Here is a 23269-nt window from a genome sequence, read left to right as displayed (position 1 = left end):
AAAATGAAAGAATTTTTTATTACAGGTACAGACACCGATGCCGGAAAAACCCATGTCACCAGTTTATTACTAAACTTACTAGCGCAACATAAACAGCGTGCGGTTGGGTTTAAACCTATTGCAGCAGGTGCAGAAGAAGCATTTGGGCAGCTAGTCAATGATGATGCATTAACCTTAATGGAAAGCTCATCAATTGGGGTTAAATATAACATAGTTAACCCCTTTACCTATGAGCCACCCATTGCACCGCATATTGCAGCTGCCCAAGTAGGCGACAGACTGACATTTGACAAGCTCGATGCTGCTTATGTGAATGTAAAAGCCCTCAATACCGATTATATTCTTACAGAAGGTGCCGGCGGTTGGTGTTTACCTATCAACGAAACTGATTTGCTCAGTGATTGGGTTAAATCACAGCAGCTGGATGTAATTTTAGTCGTGGGTATGAAACTAGGTTGCCTAAATCACGCATTACTGACAGCAGCTCATTTTAAAGCGCTCGGTGTAAATTGTGTGGGTTGGATTGCAAATCATGTAGATCCAAATATGCGTGAACAAGACGCCAATTTAGAAACCTTAAAATCCGCATTACCTTTCCCGCTTTTGGCGATTAGTCCGTATACAGACGGCACCCCAAAATTAAAAATTTACAAAACCTTACTTGAAATTTTATCTATCAACCCATAATAATTGAGTTGTTACTTTTGACATACTCTGTCACAATTGGTTGCAATTAGTTCCTTGCAACCAATTGCATAAGCCCTAAACTGAGTTGGTAGAACACCCAGATAATTTTATTAACTAACGATTTTTAACCATGTCGTTAGTTAATACAATTGGTATGTTTATTCTGAGGTTTTTATGAAGCGTGTATTTTTGTTTCTACTGACTAACTTAGCGGTAATGCTAGTGTTAGGTATTGTGTTGTCTATTGTGATGAGCGTACTGGGTATTAGCCATCGCAGTTTAGGCGGCATTTTAGTTATTTCAACGGTGTTTGGTTTTGGTGGCTCGTTTATTTCGTTATTTATGTCGAAATGGATGGCAAAAAAATCAACCGGTGCACATGTTATTGAACAGCCTCGTTCTGAAACAGAACAATGGTTAGTTTCGACGGTAGCAGCGCAAGCGAAAAAAGCAGGTATCGCGATGCCAGAAGTGGCTATTTACGATAGCCCTGAAATGAACGCATTTGCGACCGGCCCAAGTAAGAACAACTCGCTGGTGGCTGTGAGCACAGGTTTATTACATAACATGAATCAAGATCAAGCTGAGGCGGTATTGGCTCATGAGGTGTCACACATTGCAAATGGTGACATGGTAACGCTTACCCTTATCCAAGGTGTAGTGAATACCTTTGTTATCTTTATGGCGAAAGTATTAGCAGGTATTGTTGATAACTTCCTTAATAGTGATGAAGAAGAGGGCGGTAGTAGCTGGACATACTTCTTGTTCGATATGATTTTCCAAATGTTATTTGGTGTTCTAGCAAGTGTGATAGTTGCTTACTATAGCCGTAAACGCGAATTCTCTGCGGATGCCGGTGCAGCTAAACTAGTAGGTGCAGATAAAATGCGTAGCGCCCTTGAGCGTTTAAAACAAAACCACCCATCACAACTAGAAGGTTCAATGATGGCATTTGGTATTGCAAGCGGTAAAGGTGTTGCCGAGTTATTCTCATCGCACCCACCACTTGATGAGCGTATTAACGCATTACGTTAATTTAAAACACGAAAAAGCCAGCTTGATGCTGGCTTTTTTTATTGTTGGTTTTTCTCACGCTCGAGTTGTTGTGGCAACAATACCTCAACAATTTCACGGGCCGGTAAGGTATACCTTACACCATCGAACATCACAGATGTGTGTTCATCAATACTGGTGATCCCTGTTAAGGTCCAGCCTTCGCCGCGCTCTTTACAGTACACCGTGGTGGTAGGTTGAATTACTTTAAATTCTTTACTCATCGAACTTAATCTAATTGCTTGAAATTGCGTTTATAGTAAGACAATAATGCCTGCTCATAAAGCAAAAAGAAGAAATTAACGTGTCTAGCCACGATGACTTAGCCTTTGACTTACGCCCCATTCGTCATAAAGATTGCCAAGCAATTTGGGATATTTTAAAAGATCCGCAAGTACAATCGTTTAATGATTACGGCACTGATATAACGAAAGGTGACGTGTATGATTTTATTCAAGGCGACATAGAACGTTTTTATAATCAACAAGGCATTCGTTTAGTTATTGTTTTACGAAGTAGTGGGCAAGTTATTGGTAGCGTGGGCTTATTTAACATAATTGACGGGCAGGGCATGTTGGGCTTTGAATTAGCATCGCAATACTTTGGCAAAGGAATAATGCAAAAGGTATTAGATATGCTATTTGAAAATCTGACGACCTTTGTAACGACACCACTAAACAGTGTGGTCGCCTTAATTAACCCAAATAACAGCGCCAGTATTAAACTTTTGACTAAATGCGGCTTTCAACAACATGACGCGCACTGGGTAAAGTACGTTTGCTAATTACTATAATAGTACAATCTTGTTCTGCTAGAGTTGCTACTATAAAATAGCGCCTTATTTTCACAAAGGAGCGCCAGCAACTATGGCAAAGGCCAAACCAATTACCAGTATTGAAAGTTACGGTATTTACAGTCATTGGGATGCAAAAGAAAAAGACCTGCCTCAAATCACCGAATTTACAACAGACGTTCCTGCACAGTTAGATATTGAATTTGGCTTTATTGTTAATATTAAAAAGGCCAAAGGACAAAAAATTAAATTTTGCGTTTACCACCCAGATATCCCCGATGAGGATGGCGAGATCATGCCACCGTTTGAGGGAGAACAGTACGTTAAAACAAACGATTGGCAGTTTTATTTAGGTGATACGATATGGGCGCCTGTTGATAATAAAGTCGGTATTTGGCGCATGACTATTGAGTTAAATGGCCATATAATTGCTGATAAATCCTTTAACTTATTAAAGGAAGCCGAAGGTTCTGCCACTGAGTTTTGGAAGCATCGCGGTTATTAATCTTTAAACTTGAGAGGGACTATGTATCAAGGAAGTTGTTTGTGCGGCAAAGTAAAAGTAACGGTTGCTGGTGGCATAGACTCAATTATTCATTGCCATTGCTCTTTATGTCGTAAAAACTCAGGCACAGCCTACGCAACCAATGGCTTTATTCAACGAGATGGTTTTAACCTCTCAGAAGGTAAGCAGCATTTAAGTGCCTTTGAATTTAAACCCGGCAGAATTCGCTATTTTTGCAGCTACTGTGGCTCGCCGGTTTATAGCGAGAATAAAGACGATCCAAGCCGCTTACGTATTCGCTTAGGTTTACTAGATAGCGATATAAACGAGCGCCCAATCAGTCATAACTTTGTAAGCTCTAAAGCAAATTGGGATACCTTTAACACAGAAATCCCATGCTATGATGGATTTGAACCAAGCAGAGGGAAGTAACAGCCATGATAGCGAATACACCAAACCCCCCTTATTATGCCGTAATTTTTACGAATACCTTATCTGACAATACCACCGGTTATGAAGAAGTGGCTAATAGAATGGTAGAACTTGCAGAGCAACAACCAGGGTATTTAGGCATGGAGTCTGTTCGTGATGGTTTGGGTATTACGGTGTCGTATTGGCAAAGCTTAGATGCGATAAAAGCCTGGAAACAAAACGTAGAGCACTTAAATGCCCAACAGCTCGGCAGAGACAAATGGTACAGTGCGTTTACAACGCGTATTGCTAAAGTAGAACGTGATTATTCATTGTGATAATCATCAATCAATAAAAGAACACATCATACTATGTTGGGCTTTATTTATATCTCAGCATAGCTTTGAATTTAAGATTTTTTATAAGCAGGGTAAGTGTGTAGGATCCAATAAGGAGCTCATGAAATAATAAGAAAAATCACATTATTTGGCTACTGACTTTGTCGCCAACTTTTTGTTTATCTCGAAACAAAGAGTCAAAAGAGTTTAAACATTTGTTTCCAAAAACACTCAATACTTGTTTAACTTAAATGTGCTTAATGTAACTTGCATCACACCTATTGCAAACCCCATTACTAAACCACCCGATAAATCGGAACTAACACCTAATACATTATCCGACTCTCTGGCATTTGTTAGCCAGTAAAAGAGCATGAACGAAACGCTAGAAATTGAAGAAAGTAGAATTAGCTTTATCTTGTTAGACACAACGACCTCAAATATTGACGTATTTTAATTTTATGATTGTTAAGTAATAGCAGTTGTTGATTGATATTGCGACCAAAAAAGAAAATGTACTAAAGTGATTTATTGCGAGTTTAAAGCCCACAATTGTGGGCTTAGTGTTTATCGTACCTACAAAGTATAATTAAAACCGATAGCTATACCGTCATCTTCGGTTTGTGACATCTGTGCTTCTTGCTCAGCGTCATTACTCGAGAAGTCGCTAAAATCTTTACGGGCTTCGATATATAAAATGGTGTCTTCTGCCATAAAGTAGTGCGCACCAATTACTGCAAATTGGCGTTTAAACACATCTTCAGGGTCGGCATTAAAGTTCGGCTGAATAACATAGTCACTTCCTGCATCAAATACGTTATAAGCAACAAAAGTACGTATGTCATTATCAAAGCGGTAGCTTAAAATTGACTCTAATCCAACAGCATCTTTTATTAAGCGACCTAAGTTGTCGGTATCGTGGTTTTCGTTTTTATTGATATTCGCTGATGCATACCAACCCGGTTTATAAAAATCACCATAGGTAATGCCCATACCATAAATTAAATCGTTTACTGATTGATTTCGGCCACCGGCATACACAATATCAAACTGGCCACGGTTAACACCGGCAGTAACTTTTAAATTAGGGCTAACCGAGTAGGTGAGTGCAGCGCCATAAGTCGAATTAAATTCTACTTTTTGCGCAGCATTGTTTCCTTGGTTCCAAAGTACTTCACAAGAGCTTCTTGAAATATCAACGATGTCACAGGTGTAAAATTCATCAGATTTTAGCTGTGCTTGAAGCGCTAAATGAAAATCACCCCAAGTATTACGATACTGTAGTACTTTATCGCCGCGGCCTGTGCCATTTACAGCTCCGTCATCTTTATTGTAGGTATAAACACCTGCAGCATTACCATCCCACACTAAGCTGTAGTTAGTGTTATAAACAACGTCGTACCATGCACCCCATTGCTTACCTAATGTAACTTGGCCGTAATCGTCATGTTTAAGGCCAACATAGCCTAAGCGGTTATATAAAAACTCATCTTGAATTGATTCAAAGCGATTGCTGTATACGATATCGCTGCTACCAACAGGGTTTACACCCCATTCAAGTAAAGCAAACGCTTGCCAGCCGTTTTTTAATTGGCGCTTAAAATCAAAATTAATGCGTGATGCACCGTTTACTACCTCAGTTTCGCCTTGCGTATTAATCACCCTAGCATCGATAAAACCACCAACTGTGACGCTATTGGTTTGATCGTTATAGATCTCGATGGCATTGGCTGTAGGTATGGCAAGCATGCCTGCAACAAATAAGGCAGTGTGTGTTCTTTTCATAAAGTACCTTGATTAAATATTGTCCCTAATAGGTATAATTTAGTTAAGGAACGGAGATTATCAAAGCTAAAATAGGGTCAAAAGTGAAAAATTATCATGCAACAAACCGGCTTTGAGGAAAAATTATTCACTTTAGGTTCACTATATTGAATTATCAATGAGTTACTGAGCCTAAAAAATAGACACCTTCTGGCTTAGCGTTCTAAGCATGAGTTTAGTATTTGGGGTTTCGGCGCCTAAGCCATACAGCAAGGTCATAAAATAGCAGTCGAGTAATATAGCAGCTTTCACTTTATTAAATTGTGGTTGATCAGCAAAAACCAATGATTGAATAAGTTCCATGTGTTGTTGTTGGAATGTTTGCGAAAATAGCCGCTGACTAAAAAGCACTTTATAGAAGCGGTGATGTAAACAATAAAACTGATAAAAATATTGCGCGTAATGATTAATCTTTAAGCGAGCAGGGCGGTGAATATCGGTTTCTTTTGCGCGCTCCAACACATCATTAAATTTAGCTTCAAGGCAGGCTTCTAAAATAGCGACTTTATCAGCAAAATGATTAAACAAGGTGCCCACTGCTATGTTGCTTGCTGCTGAAATTTGCCGTGTTGAAGTATCGTTAAATCCTTGCTCAGTAAAAAGGTGCCAAGCCGCATCTAAAATACGTTGGTGAGTGTCTCCATGTTTGCTCATTCTTAACCTACTGTTTGTATTTAGTTATTTTAAAAGTGAGCGTGCTCATAAATTAAGTGAGCGCGCTCACTAAAGGTAGTCGTAAGTGTTGATCTTGTAAAATTAGCCTGTGTATTTAATTAAACTTTCATGGCGTGCCAAGCGGCTTTAGTTTAAAATTGCACACAGTTTCATTTTTACTTTTTACCCGCTGGAGGGTACCGCTATCATTAGTACAGCTAATATCACCATGCAATTTGGTGCTAAACCTTTATTCGAAAATATCTCAGCAAAATTTGGCGACGGTAACCGTTACGGTTTAATCGGTGCGAATGGCTGTGGTAAATCAACCTTCATGAAAATCCTAAGTGGTGAACTAGAGCCATCTTCAGGTAACGTCAGTACAGATCCAAACGAGCGTATCGCAAAACTAAATCAAGACCAGTTTGCATACGAAGAGTTTTCTGTAATCGACACAGTGATCATGGGTCATAAAGAGCTGTGGGAAGTAAAAAAAGAGCGTGATCGTATTTACAGCTTACCTGAGATGAGCGAAGAAGATGGTATGCGTGTAGCAGACCTAGAAACTGAGTTTGCTGAAATGGATGGTTACTCTGCAGAAGCAAAAGCGGGTGAGTTACTAATTGGTGTAGGTATTGGTACAGAGCAACACTACGGCCCTATGTCTGAAATCGCACCGGGTTTTAAACTGCGAGTGTTACTTGCACAAGTACTGTTTTCTGATCCAGATATCATGCTTCTGGATGAGCCTACCAATAACTTGGATATTTACACCATCAAGTGGTTAGAAGACGTGTTAAACCAGCGCGACTGTACCATGATCATCATTTCGCACGACCGTCACTTCTTAAACTCAGTATGTACACACATGGCTGACATCGATTACGGCGAGCTTCGTATTTACCCTGGTAATTACGATGAGTACATGTTTGCAGCAACGCAAGCTCGTGAGCGTCTACTAAGCGAAAATGCGAAGAAGAAAAGCCAAATTGCAGAACTTCAACAGTTCGTATCGCGCTTCTCTGCAAACGCTTCAAAAGCAAAACAAGCAACATCACGTGCTAAACAAATTGATAAAATTCAGCTTGAAGAAGTTAAAGCTTCTTCGCGTCAAAGCCCTTTTATTCGCTTTGAACAAGAAAAGCAGCTATTCCGTAATGCCTTAGAGTTAACAAACTTAGCGCAAGGTTTTGACGAAATGCTTTTCAGCGGCCTTGAAGGTCTAGTCGAAGTAGGCGAGCGCATTGCAATCATCGGTGAGAACGGTGTTGGTAAAACAACATTATTAAATACCCTAGCTGGCCGTTTAGCACCTAAACAAGGTGAATTTAAATGGTCTGATAACGCTAATATTGGTTATTACGCACAAGACCATGCTGACGAGTTCGAAAAAGATATGAACTTATTCCAGTGGATGGAACAATGGCAACAAGAAGGTGACGACGAGCAAGTTGTTCGTAGTTTCTTAGGTCGTATGCTGTTTTCACAAAACGACATTAAAAAGTCAGTTAAAGTGATTTCAGGTGGTGAGCAAGGCCGTATGTTGTTTGGCAAAATTATGATGCATAAACCAAACATCTTATTAATGGATGAGCCAACCAACCACATGGATATGGAATCTATCGAAGCGCTTAACTTAGCACTTGAAGCATACGAAGGTACTTTGTTGTTCGTATCTCACGATAGACAATTTGTATCATCACTTGCTAACCGTATTTGGGAAATCAAAGACGGCAAAATTATCGACTTTAAAGGTACATACACAGAGTACCTAGCAAGTAGAGAAGCATAGTTAGCTAATGAGTGATTAAAAGCCATGCATGTCATGGCTTTTTTGTTCTTCTATAGTCGCATCTTGATGTGGTTTAAAAGCGATTTATACTGAGTTATCGAATTTAACAATAGAACCTCTATTATTTGTATCAACGCCTTGCCAAAATCGCTTTTAATTCCAACTGAAACTCGCATCTTGATGTGAGTTAGGTATATAATACCCGCCACAAAATAAGGACAAAAGTCCGCTTTTTAGAAAACAATTTAACTGAGGTGTATTTATGACTGTTGGCATTATTATGGGTTCCAAATCAGACTGGCCAACGATGGAACATGCGGCGTTAATGCTAGAAAAATTCGGCATTGAATACGAAACTAAAGTTGTTTCTGCTCACCGTACCCCTCAATTACTTGCTGACTATGCAAGCTCAGCTGCAGATCGCGGCATTAAAATTATTATCGCCGGTGCCGGTGGTGCTGCGCACTTACCAGGTATGGCTGCAGCGTTTACATCACTGCCAGTTTTAGGCGTACCAGTTAAATCTAAAACACTTAATGGTGTTGATTCATTATTATCTATCTGCCAAATGCCTAAAGGCGTTGCGGTAGGTACATTGGCTATCGGTGAAGCGGGTGCTGCAAATGCTGGCCTTTTAGCTGCACAAATTTTAGGTTGCCAACAGCCTGAAATCTTCGCAAAAGTTGAAGCTTTCCGTAAAGAACAAACAGACACTATCTTAGCTAACCCTAATCCTGCAGAGTAATATGAATATTCTAATTTTAGGTGCAGGTCAGTTAGCTCGTATGATGAGCTTAGCGGGTGCACCGCTTGATTTAAATGTTGTTGCCTACGATGTGGGTAGTGAAAAAATCATTCACCCATTAACCGGTGAAGTTCATAACAGTACATTACAACAAGCTATTGATAGCGCAGACGCGATTACAGCAGAGTTTGAACACATTCCAGATGATGTACTTACATTATGCTGTCAAAGCAATAAGTTTTATCCGGGTAAAGCGGCAATTAAAACAGGTGGCGACCGCGCACTTGAAAAAGCTTTACTTGATAAAACAAATGTTGAATGTGCGCCTTATCAATTAATTACAGAAAAAGCGCACCTTATTGCTGCTGTAGAGCGTTTAGGTAAGCCGCTTGTGATCAAAACTTGCCAAGCGGGTTACGATGGTAAAGGCCAATGGCGCTTAAAGTCTGATGATCAAATTGACCAAATTTGGTCAGAAATGGCAGATTTCATTGCATCAGGCACTGAAACTGCGCCGCATTCTATTATCGCTGAAAAGATGATCCCATTTGACCGTGAAGTATCTATCATTGGTGCACGCGACAAAACGGGTAACACAGTTATTTATCCATTGACTGAAAACCAACACACCAATGGTGTACTTACGCTTTCAGTTGCGGGTAAAGAAAAAGCAGCGATTCAAGAACAAGCTGAACTGGCGTTCAACAAGCTTGCGCAAGAGCTTGATTATGTGGGTGTATTAGCAATTGAGTTTTTTGATGTACAAGGTACGTTATTAGTTAACGAAATTGCGCCACGTGTTCATAACTCTGGTCACTGGACACAGCAGGGTACACATTGCTCTCAGTTCGAAAACCACATGCGCGCTGTTGCAGGTTTACCATTAGGTAGTACAGAATTACTTCGTCCTACTGCTATGATCAACGTACTAGGTCAGCCTTCAATTCCACACTCAGTACTGGCAACGCAAGACGTTACAAGTCACTGGTATGGTAAAACGGCTAAACCAGGTCGTAAGATGGGTCATATCAATGTATCGGCTGATAACCTTCATCAATTAGGTGAACGTTTAGCTGCATTGGCCGAAATCTTGCCAGAGCAAGACTACCCAGGTGTAGCTGATACCAGCACCCAACTTATTTTAAACTAATCAGTTTAAATTATTAAAAGCCGAGTTTATCTCGGCTTTTTAATCGCTATTATTTATCCACAAACTTCGCTAATTTTGTACCTCTTGTCTCAAAGCACTTGCGTCAGGGTCATCTTGCTATAGACTAATATTTTTATATTAATATTAGTTCGTTATGTTACATCCTCGATTTAGAACAGTCGTATTTGCGTTTTTTATGGCGCTGTTTATGTCTGGATTTATGTCTTTAGTGATCAGCATTTTTAACGTTGGTTTAATCGATAACATTGCAACCATTTGGCTAAAAGCATGGGCTTTTGCGTTTTGTGTGGCATTTCCTACTGTTATTTTTGTTGCACCTGTGGTGCATAAGTTGACCAATAAACTTATCAGAGCACCGTTGTGATTGCCGAACGCCCTAAGCAGTTTCTATTTATTGCGCTATTTTTAGTATCAGCTTTGCCATTTGTTGGCTCTGCTACGGCACTTGTAGTCGGTGCTTTATTTGCCATGATATTGGGTAATCCATTTGCAGTGCAGTCACAAAAAATGAGTAAATGGATGCTAAAGTTGGCGGTGATTGGTTTAGGCTTTGCTGTTGATTTTAATCAAGTAATAGAAGTAGGGCGTAGCTCTATTGTGCTTACCATAGTCAGTATTACCGCGATTATTGGCCTTGGTGAAATTTTATCTCAGTTATTTAAGTTAAATAAAAACACCGGTGTACTTATTTCATTTGGTACCGCCATTTGTGGTGGTAGCGCCATTGCAGCAATGGCGCCGGTTATAAAAGCCAAAGATCACGAAGTAGCCATATCACTCGCTGTGGTGTTTTTATTAAACGCCCTTGGCTTAGTGTTATTCCCAATGATTGGTCATTACTTTGGTCTGACTGAGCAGCAATTTGGTGTTTGGGCGGCACTTGCGATTCATGACACCAGTAGTGTTGTGGGGGCTTCCGCTGCGTATGGCGCATCAGCACTTGCTATTGCCACAACCATTAAACTAACTAGAGCGATGTGGATCATCCCTTATACAAGCATCGCGGGTGTGTTTTGGAAATCAGATGAAAAAGCAAGTATCCCATTGTTTATATTTGGCTTTTTAGCGGCGGCACTGATTAATTCAAGCTTTCCTGAGTATCAAACACTGTGGCATGCTCTCAATGTTGGCGCTAAACAAGTGTTAGTAATGACCTTATTTTTGATTGGTAGTGGTTTATCTATTTCAGTCTTAAAACAAGCGGGCATTAAACCTTTTATCATGGCGATGATCTTATGGATCATTGTCAGCAGTATTATTTTACTACTTATAGTAGACGGATTTATTTCATGAAATACGCTTTATTAACTTCTTCAATAGCACTGGCCATGGGCCTCTTTGCTAACAATGTATCGGCTGCTGATTTACGTGTAGCGACCTTTAACGTGAGTATGGATGCAACCAATTATGCTAAAAAAGGCGAAGCAATAGATAAAGACGCTTTAAGCAAAGCATTAGCGAGTAACCACCAGCAAATTCGCAACATTGCCGAAATTATTCAGCGCGTAAGACCAGATGTTATTTTACTCAATGAGTTTGATTATATTGATGCCGACAAAGGCATTAACGTATTTCGTAAAAACTACCTGCAAGTATCGCAAAATAAGCAAGTTGCCATCGATTATCCTTATTACTTTATTGCACCTGTTAACACTGGTTTACCTACTGAGTTTGACCTAGACAACGATGGTGTAAAGGGGCATTACAAAGGCGACGCACACGGCTTTGGCTTCTTTGAGGGGCATTATGCAATGGCCGTATTGTCGCGCTACCCAATCGATTTAGATAAAGCGCGTACATTACAAACATTCAAATATAAAGATATGCCAAATGCACAAATGCCTATCGACCCTAAAACAGGTAAAGACTGGTATTCTGCTGAAGAATGGCAAGCAATTCACCTAAGCTCTAAGTCATTTTGGGATTTACCAATTGATGTAAAAGGTAAAACGGTTCATTTGCTTGCTTCGCACCCAACGCCGCCAGTTTTTGATGGTGACGAAGACCGAAACGGTAAGCGTAACCACGATGAAGTACGTTTAATTGCGGATTACATCAACAATGCTAACTACATTTACGATGATAAAGGTCAAAAAGGTGGCTTAAAAGCGAAAAGCCGTTTTGTTATTGTTGGTGACTTAAACGCTGCGCCAGAAGGGGGCAAAGCACGCCCGAATACCACTGACCAAATTTTAAAAAATCCATTAGTGAATACCTCTTTTACGCCAACAAGCAAAGGTGCAAAAGAATCGTATAAAGAAGATTACGCTAAAAACTATACTGCTTATTGGCAGGCTCGTGCTGATTACGTTTTACCATCAAATTATGGAATTGAGATAAACGATGGTGGGGTTTTTTGGCCACAGAAAAACTCTGAACTGTTCCGTTTAATTAAAGATCGTAACGCATCGTCTGATCACCGTATGGTATGGCTTGATATCAGCTTAAAATAAGCTGTTATTAAACGGAAAAGTTTGGCTGTTTATCCTATAAAAATTGCTATTTCATCAGTGCTTCTGCTTAAATAGGGCGAATTATAATAACCCGTAAGAAGCACTATGAAATTCAAAACCACTGCTAATAAAACGTTAGTGGCTCTCGCAGTCGCATCTAGCTTCATGCTAGCAGGTTGTCAATCAACCGCCTCAACGCCTTCTGAAGAACAAGTTACTAATGTAGCCCCAGTTGTTGTTACTCCTGCTGATACAGGTTCAGCTGAAATCACGTTAGAGCAAGCTATGGCTCACCCTGATTGGTTAGGCCGTCAGCCTGAGCGTGCTTTCTGGAACGGTGATTCTAACAGCATCGTTTATGCACAAAAGCAACAAGGCAATGAGTTACGCGATTTATACGTTCAAGCGGTAAATAGCCAATCTACATCACAATTAGCGTTAAACAAACTACACACTGTAGGCGCTAAAAATGCCGTTTACTCAGCAGATAAAAAACAACAGGCTTATGCATTTGAAGGTAATATCTTCGTTAAAAACTTAAGCACTGGTCAAATTACACAAATCACTCACGATAGTGCACAGCAATCAAAACCACAGTTTTTAACTGATGGTAGCCTTGCATATCGCCAAGGTAATGCATTTTATAAAGTTGATTTAGCAACGGGTCGTCAAGTTGAATTAGTTAACTTACACCTAGACGATGCACCTAAAGGTGTACAAGAGCCAGACACTTACATCGCAAAAGAGCAGCACAAACTAATTGATTACATTGCGCTGACTCACAAAAACAAAAAAGATCGTGAAGAGCGTAAAGCACAAATCAACGAGCAAAACGACAGCATTGCTAATGCACAATTTTATTTAGGTAAAGGTAAGCGTTTAGCCGATGTACAGCTTTCACCAAATGGCCAAGCACTTGTTGCAGTAACCACAGAAAGCCGTTCATGGCGTGATGAAGGCGATATCATGCCTAATTACATTGCTGATGACGCGCGCGTAAAAGCAGAAAAAGTACGCCGTCGTGTTGCTGATGAAAAACCAATCAGCTCAGACGTTGTTTACATTGACCTTAAATCAGGCGAGCAAACAACCCTTGCATTCGATACCTTACCAGGTTTTGATGAAGACGTACTTGCAGCTGTTAAGAAAGAAAACTACGCTCGTGATGGTAAAACTTACAAGTCTGAAAAATCACCACGTGCCATTAACTTGATGATGGATTGGGGTTGGGACCAAAGTGCAATCCAATGGAACACTGATGGTTCAAAAGTGGCACTTATGCTTGAAGCATGGGACAACAAAGACCGTTGGTTAGCCACTGTTGATACACAAAACAATAAACTTGTTTCACAGCACCGTTTACACGACGATGCATGGGTTAACTATGCATACAACGATTTTGGTTGGTTGAACAACTCAGACACGCTTTACTACTTATCTGAAGAGTCTGGTTACAGCCACATTTATAAAAAGCCACTTAATGGTAAAGCAACGCAGCTAACTAAAGGCCAATTTGTTGTTTCTAACTTAACGTTAACAGCTGATAACTCAGCGATTTACTACAAAGCGAACGTTGAGCACCCAGGTCTTTACGAAATCTATCGTGTAAACCCTGCAAACGGTGAATCTGAGCAAGTAACCAACCTTGATGGTATGACTGATTACCAGTTAAGCCCAGATGAAAGCAAACTATTGCTAACTCACTCAAAAATTATGTCGCCGCCTGAGCTTTATGTTGCTGATGCAAAAGCAAATACCCAAGCAACTCAGTTAACGCATACAGTATCTGAAGAGTTCTTAGCGAAGAAACTGATCGCACCTAAGATTGTTGCTGTGCCTTCAAGCCACACTGATCAGCCAATTTACGCAAAAGTATATTACCCAGCTGATTATAAAGAAGGCGAAACAGGTAAAAACCGTAAAGCGGTTATCTTTAACCACGGTGCTGGTTACCTACAAAACTCACACATGGGTTGGTCTGGTTACTTCCGCGAGTTTATGTTCCACTCACTACTGGCTTCAGAAGGCTACGTAGTAATGGACATGGACTACCGTGCATCAAAAGGTTACGGCCGTGATTGGCGTACAGCCATTTATCGTCAAATGGGTACACCTGAAATCCAAGATTTAGCAGACGGCGTAAGCTGGATGGCAGACAACGCAAACGTTGATACCCAAGCTGTAGGCACCTATGGTGGCTCTTACGGTGGTTTCATGACGTTTATGGCGCTATTCACACAACCTGATTTATTCAAAGCAGGTGCTGCACTTCGTCCGGTAACTGATTGGGCTCACTACAATGGCCCTTATACGTCGAACATCTTAAATCACCCAGATGTTGACCCGATTGCCTATGAAAAGAGCTCACCAATTTACTTTGCTGAAGGTCTTAAGAGCCGTTTATTAATTAACGCGCCTATGGTTGATGACAACGTATTCTTCCAAGATTCAGTTCGCTTAGTACAGCGCTTAATTGAACTTGAAAAAGAAAACTTTGAAACAGCTATCTTCCCAGTTGAGCCACATGGCTTTGTACAACCATCAAGCTGGTTAGATGAATATCGCCGTATTCATAAGCTATTTAAAGAAACGCTTTAACTTTTAGAACAATTTAGAACTGACTTATAAGCAGCCTTGATATTCAAGGCTGCTTTTTTTGAAGAGCAATTGATATTTACCATTAGATATAAGTATTTAACTTGTTTTGCCATAAATAATATCTTTATGTTTCTCGCTAATAAAACCCCGAAATCCACCACTCACTAAATTAGGCTGCTTTGTGTCGTTCTTCGAATATCGCTTCTGATTGCTCACAAGATATTCATTATCGTTGGCTTGCATTGAGGCCCGTTCTAAGTGAGCAATTCAATTACTTGTAACCCTTAGTAATACTGTTCATAGACCTAGCAATATTATGAAACAGCTAGTTATGTTAATTTGATAGCAAAATGAGGTACAGCGACCATTAGTATGACAACATAAAAGTGCACGCGCCCTTTGAATGGAATAAGTTTAGTGATTGATATGCCAATAAAACTTTACCTTTAGTAAATCCATATTGGTTTATGTAAAAATTAGCTTTGTTCAAGTAATACGCCTACAAGAGCTCTTGATAACACTTAGTCTTTTGGTAAAGGTAGTTTATGTTGCGTAACAACGGAAGCTGAGAACCATGACCCAAAAAAATGTGATGAAATTAGAAAAGATGATAGTTTAGCTAATAAATGTTTAAGATTATGTCAGGTGTAATAGTATGAATCTAAAAAAATCCAGATATTGAAACTAGTATGGATAACCTGTTTTACTTTAGTCATTCTTTCTGTTTTAGAATCTGTTCAAGATGTCAGCCAAACTCACGAGTTAGGTGTGTTCATACTAGTTTTACTGGGACTTTTAAGTTTTCCATTAGGTCCGTTTTTATTGTATCTAGTTACAGCTTTACCAACTATAGATTATCAAAGCAGCTTTGGTTTAGAAGTGTTTGTTATTAGTATCTGTTGCTTTATCGGTGGATATTTTCAGTGGTTTATAATTTTACCTAAGATTATTAATAAATATTGGAATTAGCTATTAATTTAAAGCCTCACAAACCGAGGCTTTTGGTTAGAACTATACAAATTGAAATAGGATGAAGCTAGTCAATAACTATCTAAGTTCTAACTTGATAGATCTAAACCAATTTAGTGTACAACTAATTTAGGGATTGTGTTCCTGAATTGGGACGCTACATTCAGTCAGATCCGATTGGTTTAGCGGGTGGGATTAATACGTATGGGTAAGTTGAAAGGAATCCTATCAAGCACTTAATGGTTACTGGGTAAGGTTTGAAGCTTCATTAATTTTGCATGTAAAGCCTAGCTAGTCGCTGTCTTTCATACACAAACCCCTCGATGAAAATCGGGGGATTTTTTGAACTTAGCAGATTAATTTCGATCTGATCTGTTTTGATATAACTTCAAGGTCAGTTACTGAGTTTCTACAAGATCAGAGCAATAGGTATCAGAAACATTTTCTCGAGCAAAGTTAGGTGATATTCGCAGAGTAAAGCGATTGATTGTGTTAGCCTCTAACCTCTCTAATAAGTTGAGACAATCTTTCGTGCAATCATCCACTTTATTACCCGCTGATATTGAAGATGATTATGTTATATAAACTCCTGTTCAAAGTAGTCAGCTTTTAAACCGAAAAAAGACCAACCTAATGAGTAAAAGTTTAAAAAATTTATTAATGGTAAGTATTACGTAAACTAATTGAGTTACTAATCCGATCTAGTGTGAGTGGGGACATGCGGTTGTCCATTAACTACTTTATAAAATCAATTGATTAATTATAGTGCCAGTGTTTAACGGGTTGTGCGATGGGTCAAGCGCTGCCGGGTTCTTCATTACAATGCTCAACGCTGCCACGGGGGAGAAGATTTCGTAAGGTCCCATGGTGGCATCGCAAACAAAGATCACCTTGTAGTCACTGGTAAACTTTTTAATCAAGGTCATGGTATCAATGACGTTAGAGTCATGATGCTCGTTATCTTGCCAAACATGCTCATACAAACAGTTATGAAAATAGAAAAACTCGAGATGTTTAAACTCGCTGTTGGCGGCGCTAAAAAGCTCTTCGCAGGTATGAATGTAATCATCTATTGAACCGCAGATATCAAACAACATCAATACTTTTATTGCATTGCGTCGCTCTGGTGCCATTTTTACATCGAGCATGCCACTTTGCTTTGTGTTGCGCGGATGGTTACGGTTAAATCGAGACTGTCGCTGGCGCCAGTACGGGCAAATTTACGAAGTTATTTAGGGCGAGTTTAATAATGCGCGAGCCAATTTCACGGTCGCTATCAAGGTTTCGGTAGCTGCGCTTATCACACTTTTACCGCACGGCGATGTCGGTTACCGTGTTGGTCAATGCGCACACCTTTAGGGTTGTAACCATAGGCACCAAATGGCGAAGTGCCACCGGTACCTATCCACTTATTGCCTCCAGCATGGTGCTTTTGCTGCTCTTCAAGGCGCTGCTTGAGAGTATCCATCAGTTTATCAAGGCCGCCCATGGCTGTATTATAATGGTGTTTTTTAAATTTATAAGTTGACCTAGCGCGGGATGTGTGTCATATAATTTGTATGAGGATAATAAGGATAATAAGGATAATAAGGATAATAAGGATAATAAGGATAATAAGGATAATAAGGATAATAAGGATAATAAGGATAATAAGGATAATAAGGATGATAAGGATAATAAGGATGATAAGGATGATAAGGATAATAAGGATAATAAGGTACTAAGGATAATAAGGTACTAAGGTACTAAGGATAATAAGGTACTAAGGATAATAAGGTACTAAGGATAATAAGGTACTAAGGATAATAAGGTACTAAGGATAATAAGGTACTAAGGATGGTATGATAATGAAAATATTGATCTTACGTAAGCTGATATTCCTAATATTTGTTTTTACATCTTATCATGTAATTGCAACAGACTATCTTGGCTATGGATTATATGATGACCCTTTTGGCTGGGTATCTGGGGGGAGTGCTCAAGAAGTCTGTGACCATTGGGCTGATATTGAAGAGCTATCTACCATTCCTATAGCTAATGGCGGTTGTGAACTATATCAGGATGGTGACTATGAAGGTGTTATTGCAGAGTGGTGTCAAAATCGCCAGATAGATATTAGCTATACAGGAACATCACAAGTAATTCTAAATGAAGGAAGTGACTATTATATTTATGCAATTGATTCCACATTACAAAGGTGGCCAGACGCCTGTGAAAACATCATATTCTTTGAAACTAGAACGGAGGGTCCAGACAGTGGGCTTAGGGTTGTAGCGTATAACTTTTCATATGTTGATGCGGGGACATGGACTGCAAAAGATACCAGTAGTACTAATGAATTTAAAGTGTTTTACCCTGATAACTCCTATTTTACAGGAGAACAAAAGAAATTTATTTTAAAAACAACTCAACTTTATCCAGAAATTTACCCTCCAAACTTGAAGTTATCAATCAATATCCCTGAAATAGAGTTTATTATTAATGATGATGAGCCTGCCCCTCAATTATCGATTACAGGGCGAAATACATTTGAACAAAATGAAACTCTTGATATAAATATTAAATTAGATCAATTTGTGCAAAGTGATTTTTTAATAAAACTTGAAATCGAAAATTCAACCAAACTTACTTCCCCTATTTTTTCAGCAAAGTTACCACATTATAATGAACAGACTGATTTCTCGTCACTTGCCACGTTAGACTTATATTTAGGGGAGCAAGACCTGACGAGTATAAGCTTGACTTCGTCACCTTTAGTTTCTTTTAATGGCGAAGAGGTAAAGTTAAATCTAATCGTTTCTTTAGAAAGGGGGGGGAGAGTATATTCAAGAGAAAGTAAAATAATAACACTACTAAATAGTGAGGATGAAGATTCTGAATGCTATAACCCTTTTTATTATGACGATGCTGATGGTTGTATTGTAAAATGCCCAGTTGGTTCAAGTTTTGACTCAATGTCAGGATCGTGCGTATCTGAAAGAGTAGAACCTAATAAATGTTTGGTTAATGTTTTAAATCCTATTGATGCATTAACTAGTGGAAAAGAGCAGGATGTATCTGTTATCGATTTAAATGGCACTGTGCCTTTAAAATTTAAATTGAATTACTCAACAGCTAACGATGTTTTAACAAAAAATGAAGAAGTTAGAAGGCGCTACAAGGTAAATGCTGATGATGGTGAGAAAGGTTGGAATATCATTAAACAACCCGATGGCTATAAAGGTCCTCAATATAAAAGCATTCTATACGAAAATGTTAGTGATCAAATAAATCAAAGAGGAAATTATTTTTGGTCCAATCAATTTGACTACCGTTTATATGAAGTGGATGGACATAATATATACATTAGGAGTCCAGGTAATATTATTACACGGTTTAGTAAAAATGATGATCTATATACTGAAGCCGTAAAAAAAGGTGAGCTATTAATTAAAGCTGACAATGGAGGTTGGCTTTATACCTCTTTGGAAAATGTGCGCTACAATTTTGATTCAGATGGGTACTTAATAAAAGTATTTTATTCAAACTCACAATGGTATCAATTAAATTATAATGAACAGAGAAAACTAACAGTAATTGAAAATTTAATTGGTAATAAAATAGAGCTCACCTACGACAATGATTTACTTGTATCAATCACAGCTAATGAAGTTGAAAACTATGTCTTAGGGTATGATGCTCTAAACAATCTGAAGTCCATAACATATCCAAATGGTACTGTTAAAGAATTCCACTACGAAAACGATTCCTTTCCTTTTAACCTAACAGGTATTACAGATGAAAACGGTGTTAGGTCAGCAACATGGAAATATGATCAAGATGGCAGAGCGGTTTATTCGGCTCACGCTGATGGGGTTGATGCAGGAACGGTAAGCTACAGTAGCAATCAATCAATTTCAATAGATGCAAATGGCAAGCAGCGAGTGTTACTGTTTGATAGTGAAATTCCAAATCAAATTAATAGTATTGAAGGTAGCAGTTGTGACTCTGAAGGGAACGATAGTGTTATAAATTATAGTTATGATAGCTATGGCAGAGTAATAGAGAAAGTAGACCAAAATAGTATCAAAACACATTACACATATAACACCCGAGGTTTGCGCGCTTCAATAACCAAATTGTATGGTACTGATTTGGCCAAAACGACCTCATTTTTATATGAAAATGACAATATTGTTGAACCCACAAAAATTACCCTAGAAAATGGAACTGTCATTGAGAGTCAATACTCAGATTTAGGGCTTTTATTAAGTCGGAGTGTAAAAACAAGCAGCGAGGTACGAACAACCATATTTGAATATGACGATAAGGGAATGTTACTACTAGTTGATGGACCAAGGAGTGATGTGAACGATATTACTACTTATCAGTATTATGAGAATGGCAACCTAAAACAAATTGAAAATGCATTAGGCCATAAAATTATTTTCAACCAATACGATACAGCAGGTAGAGTTACTGAGTTTGTTGATGAAAATGGCAAAGTTAGCTCGTTCGCTTATGATATTATGGGTAAAATAACTACGTTCTCACAAGAAGGTCGAACATATACCTATAGCTACGATGCTGTTGGCAACCTAATAGAAGTAAACAATGGCCTTGGAGCAGTTTATTATCTATATGATAGTGCAAATAGACTCATCACGATCAAAGATGATAATGAAAACAAAATTGACTACGAATACGATACAGCAAATAATCTATTAAGTATTAAAAACGAAGATAAGAGTGGCGAGTTGCTTTATACGCTTCGGTATTTGTATGATGCCGTGGGTAGGGTCTCGCGTGTAACTTTAGATGAAAGTAACTCTATAGATTATAAATATGACGCCTATGACAACCTAATAGAGACAATCGATCCTACAATCAATTCACTGATTGATGTATATAATCAGCTCAACGAAAAAATTAAAAGTGTAGACCAAGCAGAAAACGAAACTAGCTACAATTATAGTAATGGCAAATTAATATCCGTTACAGATGCTCTTGGTCGAGAAACAATGTACGAATATAACGGTTTTGGAGATGTTACTCGTACAATTAGCCCTGATACAGGTGAAACAACATTTCAGTATGATGAAGCTGGTAACCTTATTGCTAAGCAAGATGCTAGAGGCATACTCGTCCAATACAACTATGATAATTTAAACCGTATCACTTCTATTAAGTACCCAGATGAAAGCGAAAATGTCACTTTTGAATATGATGATGTTACTGAAAGTCGAAATGGTATCGGTCTATTAACAAAAGTTACTGAACCAACAGGAGTGACAGAGTTTTTTTATACACCCCATGGTGAAATAAAAGAAACAAAATTCATGCCTATTGGTGCTGGGTTTGTACAAAGCGTTAAATATAACTTTAACAATGTTGGTAATTTATCACAGCAAACATACCCGAGTGGGATGGTTGTCAATTACAGCCATGACTCTAATGGCAATGTAATTAGTATTTCTGCTCAAAAAAATAGCATGAGCACTGTTATTGCAACTAATCTTGATTACTTACCCTATGGCCCTTTAAATTATCTAGAATACGGAAATGGCCTTGTTCTTGAGCAAAGTTTTGATAGAGCTTATCGGCTGACCAATAAAAAAGTTACTGATACTTATGATAAAGAATACAGTTATAACTACCTTAATATTCAGTCAATTGATGATCTCTTGAATTCGAGTCTATCGCAAAGCTTTGAGTATGATTTGATTGATAGATTAACAAACTCACAAGGCCGTTACGGTGATTTAAGATACTCCTACGACAATATTGGTAATCGTACTAGCAAGGCAGTTAACTCGGCAGAGATTCCTTATAGTTATAGTGATGGCGTGTTAAACAGTGTGAATGGTGTATCTAGATCATACGATAGTGTAGGAAATACACTTAATGATGGTACTAGAAGCTATCAGTACAACCAAGCTGGGCGTTTAATTAACACCCAATCATCTACTGTTGAATACAACTATCAGTACAACTTTTTAGGCCAAAGAACTCACAAACAGTGGCAATCAACCGAGTCAAATCAAAATGATAACTGCAAAGTAGTTGAGGTTATTAAAAATGTGAATGTTCGTTCTGAGCCTGATAAATACAGTACAAAAGTTGGGTATTTACAGGTAGGGCAAAAGTACGTTGAAACTGGGCAGCAAGGAAATTGGCGACAAATTTGGTATCAAAATAGGCAACGTTGGGTCTACGGAACGGGATATTTAAAGGCATCTACAGGACAATGTTTTAAAATTGCAAATACACGAACAGGTAATGTTAATGTTAGAGCAAGTGACACTAGTAACTCTGATACAGTTGGTACAGCACCAGAAGGCTCTGTATGGGTGTTAAACAGTATCCACGGTAGTTGGCTTAGTTTCTGGTATGACGCTGAATTAAGTTTTGTTCATAGCTATTATACTGTTTTGGATGAAATAAATAATCGCCATGAACGTTACTATCAATATGATTCGTTAGGTATGCTGATTGCGGAGTTGGATGGCAATGGTGAAACTCTGGTAGAGTATATTTACTTAAATAGTCAACGTATCGCATTTGTTGTCGCAAACGAAGTTTTTTTTATACATTCAAATCATCTAGATGCGCCCATTGCAATAACGAATAGCGCTGCAGAAGTTATTTGGAGTGGTTACTACACACCTTTTGGTAAATTAATTGAGACTAAAAATGAGCTAACAGTAGAAATGGCATTACGCTTTCCAGGCCAATATGCCGATGCTGAAACTGGTTTACATTACAACTACTTTAGGGATTACGATCCTGAATTAGGACGCTACATTCAGTCTGACCCGATTGGTTTAGCGGGTGGCATAAATACGTATGGGTATGTTGAAGGGAATCCTGTTAACTACATCGACCCTTTTGGTTTAGCGACATATATGTGTACACGCCCTTTGAATGGCTCGGCTTTTGAGATAAAACCTTTAAAAATTTATCATCAGTATATCTGTGTTGGTTCAGGTATAAATAAGGTTTGCTCTAGTAATACGCCTTCAAGTGGGAGTGCTCTTGATAACACTTGGCCTTTTGGTAAAGGTAGTTTAGGCCGCGCAACAACTGAAGCTGATGGTGACATTTATGACTCAAAACAATGTGATGAAATTAGAAAAGATGATAGTTGTGTCGAAAGTTGCATTAACTCTGAGTTTAAAGCAGAGAGACCTTGGTATTCGATAGGTCCAAATGGTATCGATTGTCAAGAGTACAGTGATAGTTTAGCGGATAAATGTTTAAGATTATGTCAGGTGAAATAGTATGAATATAAAAAAAA

The 23269-nt window shown here is 38.7% G+C and carries 18 protein-coding genes and 2 pseudogenes; 16 read left to right on the top strand and 4 right to left on the bottom strand.

The genetic code is table 11. The features are described from left to right. The first annotated feature begins 3 nt into the window (after positions 1-3). Entirely contained in the window at positions 4-687 is a 684-nt protein-coding gene (gene bioD, locus C2M25_RS08070; protein ID WP_105180846.1) for a dethiobiotin synthase, read from the top strand. Positions 688-861: 174 nt separating this feature from the next. Further along, the gene (gene htpX, locus C2M25_RS08065) at positions 862-1722 is read left to right on the top strand and encodes a protease HtpX (protein ID WP_054561446.1); all 861 of its coding nucleotides are present in this window, start codon (positions 862-864) and stop codon (positions 1720-1722) included. Between the two features lie 38 nt (positions 1723-1760). On the opposite strand, the gene C2M25_RS08060 is transcribed toward htpX, so the two are convergent. Next, positions 1761-1964 carry a hypothetical protein gene (locus tag C2M25_RS08060; protein WP_063705116.1) on the bottom strand — a complete coding sequence of 68 codons (204 nt, stop codon included), beginning with the start codon at positions 1962-1964 and terminating at the stop codon, positions 1761-1763. Positions 1965-2044: 80 nt separating this feature from the next. On the opposite strand from C2M25_RS08060, the gene C2M25_RS08055 reads away from it, so the two are divergent. From C2M25_RS08055 to C2M25_RS08040, 4 genes are all read left to right on the top strand, one after another. Beyond that, positions 2045-2524 carry a GNAT family N-acetyltransferase gene (locus C2M25_RS08055; RefSeq protein ID WP_063705118.1) on the top strand — a complete coding sequence of 160 codons (480 nt, stop codon included), beginning with the start codon at positions 2045-2047 and terminating at the stop codon, positions 2522-2524. Positions 2525-2606: 82 nt separating this feature from the next. Then, on the top strand, positions 2607-3038 hold the full coding sequence (locus C2M25_RS08050) for a DUF3859 domain-containing protein (RefSeq protein WP_105174150.1): 432 nt from the start codon (positions 2607-2609) through the stop codon (positions 3036-3038). Positions 3039-3059: 21 nt separating this feature from the next. Next, entirely contained in the window at positions 3060-3470 is a 411-nt protein-coding gene (locus tag C2M25_RS08045; RefSeq protein WP_105174149.1) for a GFA family protein, read from the top strand. Positions 3471-3475: 5 nt separating this feature from the next. Continuing rightward, positions 3476-3787, top strand: coding sequence for an antibiotic biosynthesis monooxygenase family protein (locus tag C2M25_RS08040; protein WP_105180845.1), 312 nt, complete (start codon positions 3476-3478; stop codon positions 3785-3787). Positions 3788-4363: 576 nt separating this feature from the next. Here the strand turns inward: C2M25_RS08040 and C2M25_RS08035 are convergent. Next, positions 4364-5572 carry a porin gene (locus C2M25_RS08035; protein WP_105180844.1) on the bottom strand — a complete coding sequence of 403 codons (1209 nt, stop codon included), beginning with the start codon at positions 5570-5572 and terminating at the stop codon, positions 4364-4366. 171 nt (positions 5573-5743) lie between these two features. Further along, complete coding sequence (locus C2M25_RS08030) at positions 5744-6265, bottom strand: TetR/AcrR family transcriptional regulator (protein ID WP_105180843.1); 522 nt, start codon at positions 6263-6265, stop codon at positions 5744-5746. Positions 6266-6470: 205 nt separating this feature from the next. Here C2M25_RS08030 and C2M25_RS08025 point away from each other — a divergent pair, with 205 nt between their 5' ends. The 8 genes and pseudogenes from C2M25_RS08025 to C2M25_RS22300 form a co-directional block, all read left to right on the top strand. Continuing rightward, positions 6471-8057 (top strand): ABC-F family ATPase, encoded by a 1587-nt coding sequence (locus C2M25_RS08025; protein ID WP_082874078.1) that lies wholly within the window; start codon positions 6471-6473, stop codon positions 8055-8057. Between the two features lie 262 nt (positions 8058-8319). Continuing rightward, positions 8320-8802: a 5-(carboxyamino)imidazole ribonucleotide mutase gene (gene purE / locus C2M25_RS08020; protein ID WP_054553887.1), complete on the top strand. Its 483-nt coding sequence runs from the start codon at positions 8320-8322 to the stop codon at positions 8800-8802. A gap of 1 nt (position 8803) precedes the next feature. Continuing rightward, a complete protein-coding gene (locus C2M25_RS08015; RefSeq protein ID WP_105180842.1) occupies positions 8804-9952 on the top strand; it encodes a 5-(carboxyamino)imidazole ribonucleotide synthase in 1149 nt (382 codons plus the stop codon). A 154-nt stretch (positions 9953-10106) separates the two neighbouring features. After that, on the top strand, positions 10107-10337 hold the full coding sequence (locus tag C2M25_RS08010) for a DUF2798 domain-containing protein (protein WP_054561456.1): 231 nt from the start codon (positions 10107-10109) through the stop codon (positions 10335-10337). Next, positions 10334-11266 (top strand): YeiH family protein, encoded by a 933-nt coding sequence (locus C2M25_RS08005; RefSeq protein ID WP_105180841.1) that lies wholly within the window; start codon positions 10334-10336, stop codon positions 11264-11266. The genes C2M25_RS08010 and C2M25_RS08005 overlap by 4 nt, the downstream gene beginning before the upstream one ends. Beyond that, entirely contained in the window at positions 11263-12426 is a 1164-nt protein-coding gene (locus tag C2M25_RS08000) for an endonuclease/exonuclease/phosphatase family protein (protein WP_105180840.1), read from the top strand. The genes C2M25_RS08005 and C2M25_RS08000 overlap by 4 nt, the downstream gene beginning before the upstream one ends. Before the next feature lie 105 nt (positions 12427-12531). Continuing rightward, the gene (locus C2M25_RS07995) at positions 12532-15024 is read left to right on the top strand and encodes a prolyl oligopeptidase family serine peptidase (RefSeq protein ID WP_105180839.1); all 2493 of its coding nucleotides are present in this window, start codon (positions 12532-12534) and stop codon (positions 15022-15024) included. A gap of 1413 nt (positions 15025-16437) precedes the next feature. Continuing rightward, positions 16438-16578: pseudogene (locus C2M25_RS22300) on the top strand (transposase DNA-binding-containing protein); the annotation flags it as partial. 153 nt (positions 16579-16731) lie between these two features. Here C2M25_RS22300 and C2M25_RS07985 read toward each other — a convergent pair. Beyond that, a pseudogene (locus tag C2M25_RS07985) lies at positions 16732-17485 on the bottom strand (VWA domain-containing protein); the annotation flags it as partial. Positions 17486-17536: 51 nt separating this feature from the next. Here C2M25_RS07985 and C2M25_RS07980 point away from each other — a divergent pair. Continuing rightward, positions 17537-17734: a hypothetical protein gene (locus C2M25_RS07980; protein WP_105180837.1), complete on the top strand. Its 198-nt coding sequence runs from the start codon at positions 17537-17539 to the stop codon at positions 17732-17734. Between the two features lie 106 nt (positions 17735-17840). After that, positions 17841-23252: an RHS repeat-associated core domain-containing protein gene (locus C2M25_RS07975; RefSeq protein ID WP_158679694.1), complete on the top strand. Its 5412-nt coding sequence runs from the start codon at positions 17841-17843 to the stop codon at positions 23250-23252. Positions 23253-23269 lie beyond the last annotated feature (17 nt).

Source organism: Pseudoalteromonas sp. T1lg21 (assembly GCF_002964625.1).
Lineage (GTDB): Bacteria > Pseudomonadota > Gammaproteobacteria > Enterobacterales > Alteromonadaceae > Pseudoalteromonas > Pseudoalteromonas gelatinilytica.
The sequence above is the reverse complement of the archived record's forward strand: the minus strand, read 5'-3'. Positions and strand labels throughout refer to the sequence as shown.